General features: G+C 44.4%; 7 protein-coding genes, 4 tRNA genes and 3 rRNA genes. 13 read left to right on the top strand and 1 reads right to left on the bottom strand.

Annotated elements, in window-relative coordinates; translation table 11 throughout:
• Positions 1–274: 274 nt before the first annotated feature.
• From ACO1PK_RS02955 to ACO1PK_RS02935, 5 genes are all read left to right on the top strand, one after another.
• Positions 275–3,400: a TonB-dependent receptor gene (locus ACO1PK_RS02955; RefSeq protein WP_423187182.1), complete on the top strand. Its 3,126-nt coding sequence runs from the start codon at positions 275–277 to the stop codon at positions 3,398–3,400.
• A gap of 117 nt (positions 3,401–3,517) precedes the next feature.
• Entirely contained in the window at positions 3,518–4,150 is a 633-nt protein-coding gene (udk, locus tag ACO1PK_RS02950; protein WP_423187181.1) for a uridine kinase, read from the top strand.
• 18 nt (positions 4,151–4,168) lie between these two features.
• Positions 4,169–5,377, top strand: a complete 1,209-nt coding sequence (locus tag ACO1PK_RS02945; RefSeq protein ID WP_423187180.1) for a NupC/NupG family nucleoside CNT transporter — start codon at positions 4,169–4,171, stop codon at positions 5,375–5,377.
• 15 nt (positions 5,378–5,392) lie between these two features.
• Positions 5,393–6,340: an isopenicillin N synthase family dioxygenase gene (locus ACO1PK_RS02940; protein WP_423187179.1), complete on the top strand. Its 948-nt coding sequence runs from the start codon at positions 5,393–5,395 to the stop codon at positions 6,338–6,340.
• Positions 6,341–6,466: 126 nt separating this feature from the next.
• Positions 6,467–6,552, top strand: a tRNA-Leu gene (locus tag ACO1PK_RS02935).
• 567 nt (positions 6,553–7,119) lie between these two features.
• On the opposite strand, the gene ACO1PK_RS02930 is transcribed toward ACO1PK_RS02935, so the two are convergent.
• Positions 7,120–7,362, bottom strand: a complete 243-nt coding sequence (locus ACO1PK_RS02930) for a hypothetical protein (protein WP_423187178.1) — start codon at positions 7,360–7,362, stop codon at positions 7,120–7,122.
• A 394-nt stretch (positions 7,363–7,756) separates the two neighbouring features.
• Between ACO1PK_RS02930 and ACO1PK_RS02925 the strand changes: the two genes are divergently transcribed.
• The 8 genes from ACO1PK_RS02925 (at position 7,757) to ACO1PK_RS02890 (ending at position 16,151) form a co-directional block, all read left to right on the top strand.
• A 16S ribosomal RNA gene (locus tag ACO1PK_RS02925) occupies positions 7,757–9,293 on the top strand.
• Positions 9,294–9,365: 72 nt separating this feature from the next.
• Positions 9,366–9,442 (top strand) — tRNA-Ile (locus ACO1PK_RS02920).
• Positions 9,443–9,537: 95 nt separating this feature from the next.
• A tRNA-Ala gene (locus tag ACO1PK_RS02915) sits at positions 9,538–9,613 on the top strand.
• Between the two features lie 211 nt (positions 9,614–9,824).
• A 23S ribosomal RNA gene (locus ACO1PK_RS02910) occupies positions 9,825–12,708 on the top strand.
• A 158-nt stretch (positions 12,709–12,866) separates the two neighbouring features.
• Positions 12,867–12,981, top strand: a 5S ribosomal RNA gene (gene rrf, locus ACO1PK_RS02905).
• Together the 16S, 23S and 5S rRNA genes with 2 tRNA genes alongside form the textbook arrangement of a ribosomal RNA operon.
• A 478-nt stretch (positions 12,982–13,459) precedes the next feature.
• Entirely contained in the window at positions 13,460–13,798 is a 339-nt protein-coding gene (locus tag ACO1PK_RS02900; protein ID WP_423187177.1) for a nuclear transport factor 2 family protein, read from the top strand.
• Positions 13,799–13,913: 115 nt separating this feature from the next.
• On the top strand, positions 13,914–15,938 hold the full coding sequence (locus ACO1PK_RS02895; RefSeq protein WP_423187176.1) for a S9 family peptidase: 2,025 nt from the start codon (positions 13,914–13,916) through the stop codon (positions 15,936–15,938).
• A gap of 136 nt (positions 15,939–16,074) precedes the next feature.
• Positions 16,075–16,151: transfer RNA gene (locus ACO1PK_RS02890), tRNA-Trp, on the top strand.
• Positions 16,152–16,156: the final 5 nt, after the last annotated feature.

The raw sequence follows: 16,156 nt of genomic DNA, 5'->3' as shown, positions 1-16,156 counted from the left end.
GATGTTTATAAATGCCAGTTTTTAACTGGCATTTTCATTTATAAAGTTTGTTTTTTAAACGTTTTCTGTTTGTTTTGCTAGCATGAAAATGCACACATGTTACACTGTTATGACAGCGAGCTTAGACATAATAACTACTGATAAGTTCCTGAGATTTAGTGGCTGTAACGAAAATGACATATTTTTCGTATAGTCTTTGTACCAGATTTTAACCAATTCTGCTGAAACTAAATTGGATTTAGTTTATAAATTACAACTACCAGGTGAAAACAATATGAAAATTAAACATTTAGCTTTGGCTGTGACGCTTGCTTTAGGTGTCAGCAGCGCAGCTTTTGCAAATACATCTTCTGCGATTCGAGGCACAATAACGGGGCCGCAGGGTGAACCAGCAGCAGGAACTAAAGTTACCATAGTGCATTTACCCTCTGGTACTAGCAGCAATGTTATCGTTAGTAACAACGGTACTTTTAACGCGCAAGGCCTGCGTGTTGGTGGTCCTTATAAAATTATTGTCGATTCTGATACATTTAGTGATACAGAATTGACGGATATATTCTTAACGCTTGGTGAAACTTTTCAATTCTCAAGATCGCTTGAGGTTGCCAGTGCAAACGTCGAGCGTATTCAAGTAACCGGTTCTGCTTTATCGAGCTTTACCGGTGATAATGCGCCTGCCGCGCGTTTTGATCTGCAAACTATTGAGCTTGCCCCAGCAGTTAATCGTGATTTAAAAGACGTTATTCGTATTGACCCACGCATTTATATTAATGAAAGTGGCGCCAGTGCAATTTTATGTGCTGGTGGTAGCCCTCGTTCGAATAGTCTCACCGTTGATGGCGTGAGAATGAATGATAACTTCGGTTTGAACTCTAGTGGTTATCCAACGGAACGTATCCCATTTTCTTTTGATGCCATTGAGCAAGTCGCCGTGGAACTTGCACCATTTGATGTACAGTATGGTGGTTTTACTTCGTGTAACATTAATGCGGTGACGAAATCAGGTGATAATAAAGTAAGCGGTGGCGTTTTCATTGATTACACCAGCGACAGCTTAAAAGGTAATAAGCTTGAAGGTGATAAGCAAGATCTGGGTTCATATGACGAAAAACGCTATGGATTTAATGTTGGTTTCCCGTTAATTGAAAATAACCTTTTTGGTTTTATTGCTTACGAAAAGCTTGAAGGTTCGCAAATTTTTGATTACGCACCTTTTGTTAATGGTTTAGTTTCACAATCGGTAATCGATGAGATCACTTCGATATCAAAAACGCTTTACAACTATGATCCTGGTACCCTTATTCCAAGCATGCCTGTTGAAGATGAAAAAATCTTGGTAAAACTGGACTGGAATATTAATGATTATCATCGCTTAAATTTCGTTTATAACTACAACGATGGTTTTTCAATTTCACAGTCTGATGCAGGTTCAAGCCGTTTATCATTATCAAACCACTTTTTTGAGCGTGGTGCGAAGTTAGAGTCCTATGTAAGTTCTCTCTATTCAGACTGGACACCAGATTTTTCTACAGAGGTGAGATTAGGTTACTCAAAGTTAGCTAATCGTCAAAACTCTCTGGATGCCGCCAGTGGCTTTGGTGAGGTGCAAATTATTGGGATTAATGGTGTTACGGTTTATCTTGGACCAGATGACTCTCGTCAAGCCAATGAGCTTAACTATGATAATTTATCATTCAAGTTGGCAGGAACTTACTACTTAAATGACCATGAATTGTATTTTGGTTATGAGTATGAAAATTTAGACGTTTTTAATATGTTCGTCCAAAATGCCGTGGGTCAATATCGTTTTGAGAATGTGGTTGATCGCAATACAGGTGCTATCTTAGTTAGTGCTATCGATAATTTCCGCAATGGTGTAGCACGTGCTTACTACGGAAATGCAGCTTCTCATAACCCAAGAGATGCTGCTGGTGAGTTTAAGTATGCAATCAACACTTTGTATTTCCAAGATAAATATCGCTTACCCAATGCAGATATAACCATCACTGCGGGCTTACGTTATGATTGGTATACCAGTGATGATTTACCTACAAATAACCCGAATTTTGAACAACGCTATGGTTTTTCAAATCAGCAGAACCTAGATGGTAAAGATTTATTACAGCCACGCTTAGGCGTTAACTGGGTTGTAAATGATGATCTTGAAGTACGAGGTGGTATTGGTCTTTATTCAGGTGGTAATCCAAACGTTTGGATCTCTAACAGTTACTCAAATGATGGTGTTAGAAATCGTCAATTTAATGAACGTAACGTAAGGCTCTTAGGACCAAATGCTGCAGCCCTTGTCGGACAAGGCCGCCCTGGCTATGATGTACCGCAAAGCCTGTTTGATCGTGTTGGTGGTAGTGCCGTAGATGTTTCTACAAACGTAACTGATCCTAACTTTAAGATCCCATCTGAGTGGAAATATGCTTTAGGTGCGACTTATACTTTCTTGGATGGTTACACCTTATCTGCGGATGTTATTCATAGCAAAAAACAAGATTCTGCATTAATAACTGATCTAGCCTTAGATCAAACCGCAACAGCTCCTGATGGCAGACCGGTGTATACTTCTCGTCGTGGTTCTAACAATGACTTTATGTTAACGAATCGCAAAAATGATGATGGTAAATCTACCACTGTCTCTATGTCGTTATCGAAAAAGTATGAAAATGGTGTAAATGCAACTTTGGGCTACGCTTTTGTTGATGCAAAAGACGTTCATCCGATGAATAGTTCTGTAGCGTTTTCTAACTATCATTTTGTTGCTGCATCAGATACGCAGAATCTATCGTTGGCAACTTCTGATTATGAAATTCCGCATCGTTTTACTTTGAACTTATCTTATGCTCATGAGTTTATCTCTGGTTATGAGACACGGTTTAGCTTATTTGGCCAAATTGTGAGAAGCAATGCTTATGGTTATACTTTTAACCGCTCATCTACTGGTCTAGGCTTCAATGATGCAAGTCGTCAACTTTTATATGTGCCGACGCTTAATGATACGCAAGTGGTATTTGTATCAGAGCAAAATAAAGCGGCCTTTAATGACTGGGTTACCGAGCAAAACTTAGATGGCTTTAGAGGCTCAATTATGCCTCGCAATGCAATCAGTGGTAGCTGGTGGAATAAGTTCGATATTAGGGTTGAGCAACAATTTGCTGGCTTTAGTCCAAATCATAAAGGTAGTGTCTATTTGGTTATGGAGAATATCGGTAACTTTATTGATGACGACTGGGGGGTTGTGAAAGAAGGTAGTTCACAAACGCCAGCGGTAACGGCGAGTATTAATACTCAAGGGCAGTATGTTTATAATTTTAGAAAGCCTACAGCTGAAAATAGACGACTTGAACCTTCGCTTTGGGAAGTTCGACTTGGCCTGAGCTATAAATTCTAATCTACACCTTTTATCTCAATGCCCGCGCTATGCGGGCATTTTTTTTAGATTTTTTATTCCTAATTGCCTCGTTATTAGCGATAATTACCAGCTATTTTAAAAACGTTAGGCTGTTTTATGGGTAAAAATACCATTATTGCTATCGCAGGTGCTTCAGCCTCCGGTAAAAGTTTATTTGCATCAACGGTTTATCAGGAGTTGGTGGCTGAGCTTGGTGGCGAGCGTATTGCAATTTTGTCTGAAGACGCCTATTACCGTGATCAAAGCCATTTATCTTTTGAACAACGAATCCTCACTAATTATGATCATCCTTCTGCTTTTGAGCATGAATTACTCGTTGAGCATTTAAAAAACTTGCGGGCTGGGCAAAGCATTGCCATGCCGCAATACAGTTATAAATTACATACTCGACTGGATGAAACCATTAAGATTCAGTCAGCCAAAGTGATATTAGTAGAAGGCATTTTATTGTTAACAGATGAAAAGCTGCGAGAGCAGTTTGACATTAGCGTTTTTATGGATACGCCTTTAGATATTTGTTTGTTACGACGGATTAAAAGAGATTTAGAAGATCGTGGTCGGAGTTTAGCTTCAGTTACTGAGCAATATGAAAGCACGGTACGTCCAGCCTTTTTTGAGTTTATTGCACCTTCCAAACAATATGCTGACTTGGTTGTTACCCGCGGTGGTAAAAATCAAATCGCTATCGATATTATAAAAGCAAAGATTCGCCAGCTCCTGGCAGAATAATAACCTGGGAATAAACCTATGATGGGATTAGTGGGCATTGTTGTCCTTTTATTAGTAGCCTATCTGGCTTCTGCAAATAGAAGTCGCATAAATTGGCGTACTGTGGGTGGCGCTTTTGCCATACAGATAGCGATCGGAGCTTTCGTACTTTACGTGCCTTATGGGCAAGAAAAGCTTTATGAGATTTCGCAAGTTGTTGCAAACGTAATTGGTTATGCCAATGCGGGAATTCAGTTCTTATTCGGTGATTTGGGAAATTTTTCGCAAGGTTTTATTTTTGCTATTCACGTATTAACCATTATTGTGTTTTTCTCATCCCTAATCGCAGTGCTTTACCATATAGGTATTATGACTTGGGTTATTCGCTTAATCGGTGGCGGATTGCAAAAGTTACTGGGTACTAGTCGCCCTGAGTCTATGTCAGCTGCAGCCAATATTTTTGTGGGACAGACCGAGGCTCCTCTTATCGTTAAACCTTTTATTCCTACCATGACTCGCTCTGAGTTATTTGCGGTAATGGTGGGTGGTTTAGCTTCTGTTGCCGGTTCTGTTTTAGCTGGTTACGCTGGTCTAGGCGTAGAATTAAAGTATTTAATTGCCGCCAGTTTTATGGCTGCACCGGGTGGTTTTTTGATGGCCAAGATGATTTTGCCTGAAACAGAAACACCAAAAAACGATTTAACAGAAATAGGTGGTGAGAAGCCACATACCAATTTAATTGATGCTGCTGCAGCGGGTGCATCAAGTGGTATGCAATTAGCACTAAATGTTGGTGCCATGTTACTGGCCTTTGTAGGGTTAATTGCCTTAGTCAACGGTATTGTGGGTGGTATTGGTGGTTGGTTTGGTCAAGACGATCTCACCTTACAATTAATCTTTGGTTATGTATTTCAACCTTTAGCTTTTATTCTTGGGGTATCTTGGGATGAAGCGCGTGCAGCCGGCAGTTTTATTGGTCAAAAACTGGTTATTAATGAATTTGTCGCATACCTCGACTTTGTGCAAGTACGGGAAGAGCTAAGTGCCCATACACAGGTCATTGTCACTATTGCCTTGTGTGGTTTTGCTAACTTTTCTTCAATTGCCATTTTATTAGGTGGTTTGGGTGGTATGGCTCCAAGTCGCCGCGCTGATATTGCCGAGTTAGGGTTAAAAGCCTTACTTGCTGCAACATTAGCGAACTTAATGAGCGCTGCGATAGCAGGGTTCTTTTTTTACTTAGGCTAAAAACAGGTCTTTTATATGACACAGCATGTACCAACGTTAGATATAAGACGGTTTGCCACCGACAAAGATAACTTTGTTGCCGAAATTGGCAAGGCCTACACTGAATTTGGATTTTGTGGCATTAGTGGCCATGGTATTCCAGATGACGTGGTAGAGAATACTTACAAAGCAATTAAGCAGTTTTTTGCGTTACCTAATGAGGCAAAAGCGCGCTATGCTCAACCTGGTCAAGGCGGCGCTCGCGGCTATACCGGTTTTGGGGTAGAAAAAGCCAAAGATTCGAATCATCCTGATCTTAAAGAGTTTTGGCACGTAGGTCGTGAACTTGATGGTCCAGCACCCCATTCAAGTTTGTATCCGAATGTATGGCCGTCTGAGATCCCTGAATTTAAAGATGCAACTTATCGTTTATATACTGAATTAGAAAAGTTAGGTAACAGGGTTTTAGAAGCCTTAGCTTTGTTTTTGGGGCAAGAGCAAACATATTTTGCTGATAAGGTAAATTACGGTAACTCGATCTTACGACCAATACATTATCCACCCATTCAAGATACCTCTACGCAGTCGATTCGTGCAGGTCAGCATGAAGATATTAATCTGATCACTCTATTAGTTGGGTCAAACGAAGCAGGTCTAGAGATTTTGCGTCGCGATGGTAGCTGGTTACCAGTAACCACTATTGAAGGCACTATAGTTGTTAATATTGGTGATATGTTGCAGCGGTTGACCAATCATGTCTTACCATCAACCACGCATCGTGTTATTAACCCTGCCGGTATGGCAGCGGGTGAGCCACGTTATTCCATTCCTTTCTTTATGCACCCTAATCCGGATTTTGTTATTGAAACACTAGGAACTTGTATCAGTACTGAGAATCCAGATCGCTATCCTGAGCCAATTAATTCAAATGATTACTTGATGCAACGGCTTGAAGAGATTGGTTTGCTTAAAAAGGCTAAATAATAAGCGTGCTGTTTGGTAATTAAACGATCGCTATGTGCCTTAACAAAATGTGCAGTTTGTCAGTTGACGAAAATAATAAAGTCGCTATACTGCACGCCATGTTAAGCGCATAGCCTAACATATCTCGCAGATGTGGTGGAATTGGTAGACACGCAAGCTTCAGGTGTTTGTGCCCACAAGGCGTGAGAGTTCGAGTCTCTCCATCTGCACCAAATCAACCGGCTAAGGCCGGTTTTTTTGTTTTAGCCGTCCATGGCAAAAACCTGCTTCGCAGGCCAGCAAAGCTGTGCAAAATTGCAGGCATCTCTATGGGACCAGCCTTTGGCTGCTCAACAAGTTTCAACTACCTATCCTTCTTTATATACACTTCTTCTTTAGACGCTAACAAACATAAGCTGCTTAAAATTACTTATTCTTCTTTTGGAAAACCAAAACTGAGAAATGGCAGGACATCTAAGAGGGGATAATTACAATAGCAGTTATCATCTATTGGTTCTTAAGGATTGGAGCGAAAAATTGATAGTTATTAAAGGCAGCTATTAGTGCCATAACAAGAATTGCTTTAACAAGTTCAGACCAAGAAGTTTAAGTTCTACCGTAAACGACTATATAGTCATTATTATCTAAGCTGCAGCATTACTTGCGAACTTCCCTTATGAGTTTCACTCCTTGGAGCGACAGGCCTAGCCCCATCATATAAACAGCGATAATTATGGAGCTATAATTATAAGACTACATATAGCGACAATAATTTTTGTTACTGATAAAGAGGGGAGAGTTTAAGGTTGATATGGCTCAGCTCGAGCTAACGGTATAACAACTGTATAAGCTACAACGTAGGGCAGAAGGCTTTTATTTATGATGGTGTATAACCATAAAATAGCCTTAGTAGAACTATAAGCATGATCTTTTGTCGTTAAAATGCGCGGTTCGGTTGCTTTTTGTGCGGTTGGTGTGGGTTTTAAAGAAATTCTGATAATTACTATTGCACCATTTCTAAAACGCCCTATAATGCGCGCCATGCCACGGGGCGCTGCGCTTCACCAGAAACATAGCAGTAACCGAGTGATAAAGCGAGTTGCAAAAATCTTTTAAAAAGACGCTTGACAGTAAGTTTAAAATCACTAAAATGGCCGCCTCGCTTCAGGGTGCTAACGAAAGCCTCGAAAAGCGAAGTGTTGTAAAGTTGAGTTAATCGTAACGAAGAGTTTTAAAAAAGAATCTTCCTTACGCTTGACTTAAAATCTGGGAAGTGTAACATACGCCTCCCGCTTTGAAGTTCAAAGCGCGCTCTTTAACAATTAGCAATCAATTATCTGTGTGGGCACTTATGATGATTTCGAAATGAAATTAATCAGTAGTGACCAAAGAAATTTAGTCAGTGACTGAGCGCCATTAATTTGGCAGAAAGAACTTTAATTGAAGAGTTTGATCATGGCTCAGATTGAACGCTGGCGGCAGGCCTAACACATGCAAGTCGAGCGGATGAGGGTAGCTTGCTACCTGATTTAGCGGCGGACGGGTGAGTAATGCGTAGGGAGCTGCCCGATAGAGGGGGATACCAGTTGGAAACGACTGTTAATACCGCATAATGTCTACGGACCAAAGTATGGGACCTTCGGGCCATATGCTATCGGATGCGCCTACGTGGGATTAGCTAGTTGGTGGGGTAAAGGCTCACCAAGGCGACGATCCCTAGCTGGTTTGAGAGGATGATCAGCCACACTGGGACTGAGACACGGCCCAGACTCCTACGGGAGGCAGCAGTGGGGAATATTGGACAATGGGCGCAAGCCTGATCCAGCCATGCCGCGTGTGTGAAGAAGGCCTTCGGGTTGTAAAGCACTTTCAGTGGGGAGGAAGGAGTTGTTGTTAATAGTAGCAATTCTTGACGTTACCCACAGAAGAAGCACCGGCTAACTCCGTGCCAGCAGCCGCGGTAATACGGAGGGTGCAAGCGTTAATCGGAATTACTGGGCGTAAAGCGCACGCAGGCGGCTTTTTAAGTCGGATGTGAAAGCCCCGGGCTCAACCTGGGAATTGCATCCGATACTGAAAAGCTAGAGTACGTGAGAGGGGGGTAGAATTCCAAGTGTAGCGGTGAAATGCGTAGAGATTTGGAGGAATACCAGTGGCGAAGGCGGCCCCCTGGCACGATACTGACGCTCAGGTGCGAAAGCGTGGGGAGCAAACAGGATTAGATACCCTGGTAGTCCACGCCGTAAACGATGTCTACTAGATGTTCGAGGTCTTGTACTTTGAGTATCGCAGCTAACGCATTAAGTAGACCGCCTGGGGAGTACGGTCGCAAGATTAAAACTCAAATGAATTGACGGGGGCCCGCACAAGCGGTGGAGCATGTGGTTTAATTCGACGCAACGCGAAGAACCTTACCTACTCTTGACATCTACAGAAGAACGCAGAGATGTGTTTGTGCCTTCGGGAACTGTAAGACAGGTGCTGCATGGCTGTCGTCAGCTCGTGTTGTGAAATGTTGGGTTAAGTCCCGCAACGAGCGCAACCCTTATCCTTAGTTGCCAGCACGTAATGGTGGGAACTCTAGGGAGACTGCCGGTGATAAACCGGAGGAAGGTGGGGACGACGTCAAGTCATCATGGCCCTTACGAGTAGGGCTACACACGTGCTACAATGGTACGTACAGAGGGAGGCAAGCTGGCGACAGTGAGCGGATCTCTTAAAGCGTATCGTAGTCCGGATTGGAGTCTGCAACTCGACTCCATGAAGTCGGAATCGCTAGTAATCGCAAATCAGAATGTTGCGGTGAATACGTTCCCGGGCCTTGTACACACCGCCCGTCACACCATGGGAGTGGGTTGCAAAAGAAGTAGGTAGCTTAACCTTCGGGAGGGCGCTTACCACTTTGTGATTCATGACTGGGGTGAAGTCGTAACAAGGTAACCGTAGGGGAACCTGCGGTTGGATCACCTCCTTACCTATATAGAATGAGTTATAAGTGTTCACACAGATGATTGATTGCATGAGATAGAGCAAAGGTTTTTACAATTGGTCTGTAGCTCAGGTGGTTAGAGCGCACCCCTGATAAGGGTGAGGTCGGTAGTTCGAGTCTACTCAGACCAACCAATTCGGCGCCAAGCGTTGTTGCAGCAAACCTCACATACTGTAAGTATGCTACGGTTCACTGCGCCTAGCCTGACAACGAATGTACCATATTAAATGGGGTTATAGCTCAGCTGGGAGAGCGCCTGCCTTGCACGCAGGAGGTCAGCGGTTCGATCCCGCTTAACTCCACCACTAATTTTGCACGTAAGACCGACAAATCAAGGTAATTGATTGCTCCTAAAATTCAAATATAAACGCTTAAGACATTTAAGTTTTTCTATTTGAGTTTATCTCAAACTGCTCTTTAACAATTTGGCAAGCTGATGTAAAAAGAAACAAATCAAGGATACATATATTGTATACCTTACTCACACCTGCACTTCAAGACATTTTGGGGTTGTATGGTTAAGTGACTAAGCGTACACGGTGGATGCCTTGGCAGTCAGAGGCGATGAAGGACGTACTAACCTGCGAAAAGCTACGGGGAGCCGGTAAGAGGCGCTAATCCGTAGATGTCCGAATGGGGAAACCCAGTGCATTTATGCACTATCGTTACATGAATACATAGTGTAACGAGGCAAACCGGGAGAACTGAAACATCTAAGTACCCCGAGGAAAAGAAATCAACCGAGATTCCGTTAGTAGCGGCGAGCGAACGCGGACTAGCCCTTAAGCTAGATTGGTGTTAGTGGAATCATCTGGAAAGCTGAGCGATACAGGGTGATAGCCCCGTACACGACAACACCTTTATAGTGAAAACGAGTAGGACGGGACACGTGGTATCCTGTTTGAACATGGGGGGACCATCCTCCAAGGCTAAATACTCCTGACTGACCGATAGTGAACCAGTACCGTGAGGGAAAGGCGAAAAGAACCCCTGTAAGGGGAGTGAAATAGAACCTGAAACCGTGTACGTACAAGCAGTGGGAGCCCACGTTGTTGGGTGACTGCGTACCTTTTGTATAATGGGTCAGCGACTTACATTCTGTAGCGAGGTTAACCGAATAGGGGAGCCGTAGGGAAACCGAGTCTTAACTGGGCGAATAGTTGCAGGGTGTAGACCCGAAACCGGGCGATCTATCCATGAGCAGGTTGAAGGTTGGGTAACACTAACTGGAGGACCGAACCCACTACTGTTGAAAAAGTAGGGGATGACTTGTGGATCGGAGTGAAAGGCTAATCAAGCTCGGAGATATCTGGTTCTCCTCGAAAGCTATTTAGGTAGCGCCTCGAGCGAATACCATTGGGGGTAGAGCACTGTTTGGGCTAGGGGGTCATCCCGACTTACCAACCCCATGCAAACTCCGAATACCAATGAGTACTACTCGGGAGACACACGGCGGGTGCTAACGTCCGTCGTGAAAAGGGAAACAACCCAGACCGCCAGCTAAGGTCCAAAGTGATGATTAAGTGGAAAACGATGTGGGAAGGCATAGACAGCTAGGAGGTTGGCTTAGAAGCAGCCACCCTTTAAAGAAAGCGTAATAGCTCACTAGTCGAGTCGGCCTGCGCGGAAGATGTAACGGGGCTAAAATCATCCACCGAAGCTGCGGATTCACACTAAGTGTGAGTGGTAGAGGAGCGTTCTGTAAGCCTGCGAAGGTGTCTTGAGAAGGATGCTGGAGGTATCAGAAGTGCGAATGCTGACATGAGTAACGATAAGGGGAGTGAAAAACTTCCCCGCCGAAAGACCAAGGGTTCCTATCCCATGCTAATCAGGGTAGGGTGAGTCGGCTCCTAAGGCGAGGCTGAAAGGCGTAGTCGATGGGAAACAGGTTAATATTCCTGTACCGGCCAATACTGCGATGGGGGGACGGAGAAAGCTAGGCAAGCGCGGCGTTGGTAGTCCGCGTGAAAGTGCGTAGGTTGGAGGAGTAGGAAAATCCGCTTCTCTAAGACTGAGACACGAGACGAGTCACTACGGTGACGAAGTTGCTGACGCTCTGCTTCCAGGAAAAGCCTCTAAGCTTCAGGTATTGGTGACCGTACCCTAAACCGACACAGGTGGTCAGGTAGAGCATACCAAGGCGCTTGAGAGAACTCGGCTGAAGGAACTAGGCAAAATAGTACCGTAACTTCGGGAGAAGGTACGCTCTTGTGTGTGAAGGACTTGCTCCGTAAGCACGTGAGAGTCGCAGTGACCAGCTGGCTGCAACTGTTTATTAAAAACACAGCACTCTGCAAACTCGTAAGAGGACGTATAGGGTGTGACACCTGCCCGGTGCCGGAAGGTTAATTGATGGGGTTAGCGCAAGCGAAGCTCTTGATCGAAGCCCCGGTAAACGGCGGCCGTAACTATAACGGTCCTAAGGTAGCGAAATTCCTTGTCGGGTAAGTTCCGACCTGCACGAATGGTGTAATGATGGCCAGGCTGTCTCCAGCCGAGACTCAGTGAAATTGAAATTGCGGTGAAGATGCCGTATACCCGCGGCTAGACGGAAAGACCCCGTGAACCTTTACTATAGCTTGGCACTGAACATTGACCCTACATGTGTAGGATAGGTGGGAGGCTTTGAAGCTGGGACGCTAGTCCTGGTGGAGCCGTCCTTGAAATACCACCCTTGTATGTTTGATGTTCTAACGTATATCCCTGAATCGGGATTGCGGACAGTGTCTGGTGGGTAGTTTGACTGGGGCGGTCTCCTCCTAAAGAGTAACGGAGGAGCACGAAGGTTGGCTAAGTACGGTCGGACATCGTACGGTTAGTGTAATGGTAGAAGCCAGCTTAACTGCGAGACAGACACGTCGAGCAGGTACGAAAGTAGGTCATAGTGATCCGGTGGTTCTGTATGGAAGGGCCATCGCTCAACGGATAAAAGGTACTCCGGGGATAACAGGCTGATACCGCCCAAGAGTTCATATCGACGGCGGTGTTTGGCACCTCGATGTCGGCTCATCACATCCTGGGGCTGAAGTTGGTCCCAAGGGTATGGCTGTTCGCCATTTAAAGTGGTACGCGAGCTGGGTTTAGAACGTCGTGAGACAGTTCGGTCCCTATCTGCCGTGGGCGTTGGATGATTGAGTGGAGTTGCTCCTAGTACGAGAGGACCGGAGTGAACGAACCGCTGGTGTTCGGGTTGTCATGCCAATGGCACTGCCCGGTAGCTACGTTCGGAACGGATAACCGCTGAAAGCATCTAAGCGGGAAGCCGGCCACAAGATGAGTCATCCCTTAGGCTTTAAGCCTACTAAAGGGTCGTTGGAGACCACAACGTTGATAGGTGAGGTGTGGAAGCGTGGTGACACGTTAAGCTAACTCATACTAATTGCCCGAGAGGCTTAACCATACAACGCCCAAGATGTTTTAGAAGAAGGTTGTGAGTAACCTAATCAGCTTGCTAGATTAAAGATGGAACGACAATTTTTTATCAAATGCATCCATGCATTTGACCCGCAAGCGGGCCGCACTAAAGTGCGTTAAAACGTTGTTCCTGACACGTTTTTGCCTGGTGGCAATAGCGCTGTGGAACCACCTGAACCCATTCCGAACTCAGAAGTGAAACGCAGCTGCGACGATGGTAGTGTGGCATTCGCCATGCGAGAGTAGTACACCGCCAGGCACCTCATAAAGCCAAAAAGCCCACTCAGTCGAGTGGGCTTTTGCTTTATCCGCTACGCGGGTATACTACACCCGTATTGCAGCCACAGCCCCTGCGGGGCATTGCGAAACACCTCCCTGTGTTTCGCCCTTCGGGCCTGCCTTCGGCAGTCCAAAACTGCTCCCAGCAGTTTTGTCGCCATGCGAGAGTAGTACAGTGCAGCGGTCTTTCGATAAACCAACAATTTGGCTTGGCGCCGGCTGAACGCCCCGAGCGCTGCGAGGGGCATGAAGGCACCTTATACCATTCCATCTTAAAGTTTGTTCAGCACAGCCTAATCCCTATAGCACATCTTGATCACCTGAGCCATGCCAAAGCGATTTTACTAAGTGTTATCCGCAGCGTTTTTGTAAATATCTTGATATTGATTAATCACAATTTTTTACAGTCTTAAGCGTATATAATGCATATTGATTAATTGAAGAAGAGGCTTTATGTGATGATTAGCGAGCTATTTAAAAGTATTGATGCTAAGGATATTAGTGCGTTTACTGATTTTTTGAATGAGGATGTTATTTTTTGTTTTGCAAATTGGCCGCAAGTTGACGGTAAAGCCAATGTTACTAATGCTGTGAATGCTTTCTTGCAATCTATTGCAGCTATCGAGCATCAGGTATTGGCTTGTTGGCAGCCTGATGACATGGTGATTTGTCGTGGATTAGTGACTTATACACGGCATGATCATACAACGTTAACGGTACCTTTTGCTAATATCCTACAAATCTTGGATGGGGAGATTATTGATTATAGGATCTTCGCTGATATCTCAGAACTTTAATGCTAGCAATAATCTATTTCTAACTTCATTTATAGTGTGTTAAGCGCATAGCCTATTGGATTAGCGGTGTTTTTTTTAGTATGGTAAATGTTACTACAGTACTATGGAATAAAAAATGCGCCTTGTTACCTTGATATACGGATTTCTGGTTTTTTTCTTTATTAGTTTTAATTCTTTGGCGGTAACAACCCCACTTGAATATGACGATGTATTTGAAATTGAGTTTGTGTCGGATCCGCAGCCTGATAGCAAAGGCGAACAGATTCTGTTTGTTAGAAATTGGATGGATCGGCAAGCCGATCGCCGTCGTTCCATGTTATGGCTTGCTGACAGCAAAGGCCAGTTACAAGCCCTGACTGGAGTTGAACAGAATGCGCATTCCCCCCGCTGGTCGCCAGACAATAGCAAGGTTGCTTATATTTCCGGACAACAAATTCATCTGTATTGGTTAAACAGTGGCCGCAATGTGCAGTTAAGCCGTCTTACGCAAGCGCCGGCTAATCTAAGTTGGTCACCCGATGGCAAATGGCTGGCTTTTACTATGTTTACACCCATCAATAAGCCTGCGCCAGTTACCTTACCTGGCAAACCTGTTAATGCTGATTGGGCGCCAGCCCCCATTTATATTGATAGTCGCCAATATCGTGCGGACGGTGCTGGCTATTTAGCGGCTGGCTATACCCACATATATCTGTTGCCAGCAGAGGGAGGGAGTGCTGTACAGCTGACGTCAGGCGAATTCAATCATGGTGGCAGTTTAAGCTGGCATCCAGATAGCTCAGCGCTTTTTTTCTCAGCCAATCGCCATGACAACTGGCGCGAGCGTGCAAATAATACCGAGTTATTTCGGTTAGATATACTTAGTCGTCAACTGACGGTCTTAACCGATCGTTACGGTCCGGATAGTCAGCCGCAAGTATCGCCAGATGGTAAAAAAATTGCCTATTTAGGCTATGATGATCGTAAATTGGCGCATCAGGCCATGCGTTTGTATGTCATGGATCTGGATGGTAAAAATAGTAAAAACCTGACAGAACCTTTAGATCGCAGTATCAGTAGTTTTCAGTGGCAAGCCAATAGTAAAGGTCTTATTATCTCCTACGATAGTGAAGGTAAAGGTTATCTGGCAGAGCTTAATTTAGCTGGCCGTGTAAAGGTCTTAACCGATGATTTAGGCGGTGTCTCTTACAGCCGACCTTATAGTGGTGGTCAGTTTGCACTGGCGAATAATGGTTTAATTGCCTACACCCAAGCGAGCACGGTTTATCCAGCTGAGCTGGCAACCAAGCATCGTAGTAAACAACAAACGCTGACGGCTTTTAACCGCGAGCTGCTATTTAAACGGGAAATCGGCAAGGTTGAGGAATTTTGGTACGAATCATCAGTAGACAAACGCAAGCTGCAAGGCTGGTTAATTTATCCACCGGCTTTTGATGCAAGTAAAAAATATCCGCTAATTTTAGAAATTCATGGTGGTCCCCACACCGCCTATGGGCCTTATTTTGCCATGGAGTTACAGTTGATGGCCGCGAAAGGTTATGTCGTCTTGTATACTAACCCGCGCGGCAGTACTAGCTATGGTGAGGATTTTGCCAATCTTATCCATCATAATTATCCAAGCTATGATTTTAATGATTTGATGGATGGCGTTGATCAGGTAATCAGTCGCGGTTTTATTAATGACAAAGAGCTGTTTATTACCGGTGGTAGTGGCGGCGGGGTGCTCACGACTTGGAGTATTGCGCATACTGACCGTTTTGCTGCGGCGGTTGCGGTTAATCCGGTAATTAATTGGTATAGCTTTGTACTTAGTGCGGATATGTACAGCTATTTTAGTCAATACTGGTTTCCTGCGCTGCCTTGGGAGAATCCAGAGCACTACTTAAAGCATTCGCCAATACAGCATGTGGCAAAGGTAAAAACACCAACGTTGTTACTTACTGGAGAAGCAGACTACCGTACTCCAATCTCTGAGACAGAGCAGTATTATCAAGCGTTACAATTATTAGGTATTGATAGCGCTATGGTACGGATCCCTGGTGCATCTCATGCGCTTCATACTCGGCCAAGTAATATGATGGCAAAACCTGCTTATGCTATTTATTGGTTTGAGAAGTATCGACAATCCGACGCAAATTAAATTTTTTGCTAGCCCGGTACTTACCGGGCTAAACTTTTCTGGTATAAAGTGTTTGTTTTCTATTCACTTGAGTAGGCTCATTATGTTTTTCGCTTTACCTTTTACAAGTTCTTTGTATAATGGCGACTCCAACGCTAGGGGCATAGTTCCAATTGGTAGAACAGCGGTCTCCAAAACCGATGGTTGGGGGTTCGAATCCCTCTGCCCCTGCCACTTCT

Origin of the sequence: Alishewanella sp. d11, assembly GCF_049390205.1 — a bacterium.
Classification (GTDB): domain Bacteria; phylum Pseudomonadota; class Gammaproteobacteria; order Enterobacterales; family Alteromonadaceae; genus Alishewanella.
Note: the sequence above shows the minus strand (reverse complement) of the source record. Positions and strands in the feature narration are given on the sequence as shown.

Excerpts from the sequence above, each read along its gene's own strand:
- ACO1PK_RS02895 (WP_423187176.1), top strand. The coding sequence starts at position 13,914 with ATGCGCCTTGTTACCTTGATATACGGATTTCTGGTTTTTTTCTTTATT.
- ACO1PK_RS02955 (WP_423187182.1), top strand. The coding sequence starts at position 275 with ATGAAAATTAAACATTTAGCTTTGGCTGTGACGCTTGCTTTAGGTGTC.
- ACO1PK_RS02930 (WP_423187178.1), bottom strand. The coding sequence starts at position 7,362 with ATGGCGCGCATTATAGGGCGTTTTAGAAATGGTGCAATAGTAATTATC.
- udk (WP_423187181.1), top strand. The coding sequence starts at position 3,518 with ATGGGTAAAAATACCATTATTGCTATCGCAGGTGCTTCAGCCTCCGGT.
- ACO1PK_RS02940 (WP_423187179.1), top strand. The coding sequence starts at position 5,393 with ATGACACAGCATGTACCAACGTTAGATATAAGACGGTTTGCCACCGAC.
- ACO1PK_RS02945 (WP_423187180.1), top strand. The coding sequence starts at position 4,169 with ATGATGGGATTAGTGGGCATTGTTGTCCTTTTATTAGTAGCCTATCTG.
- ACO1PK_RS02900 (WP_423187177.1), top strand. The coding sequence starts at position 13,460 with ATGATTAGCGAGCTATTTAAAAGTATTGATGCTAAGGATATTAGTGCG.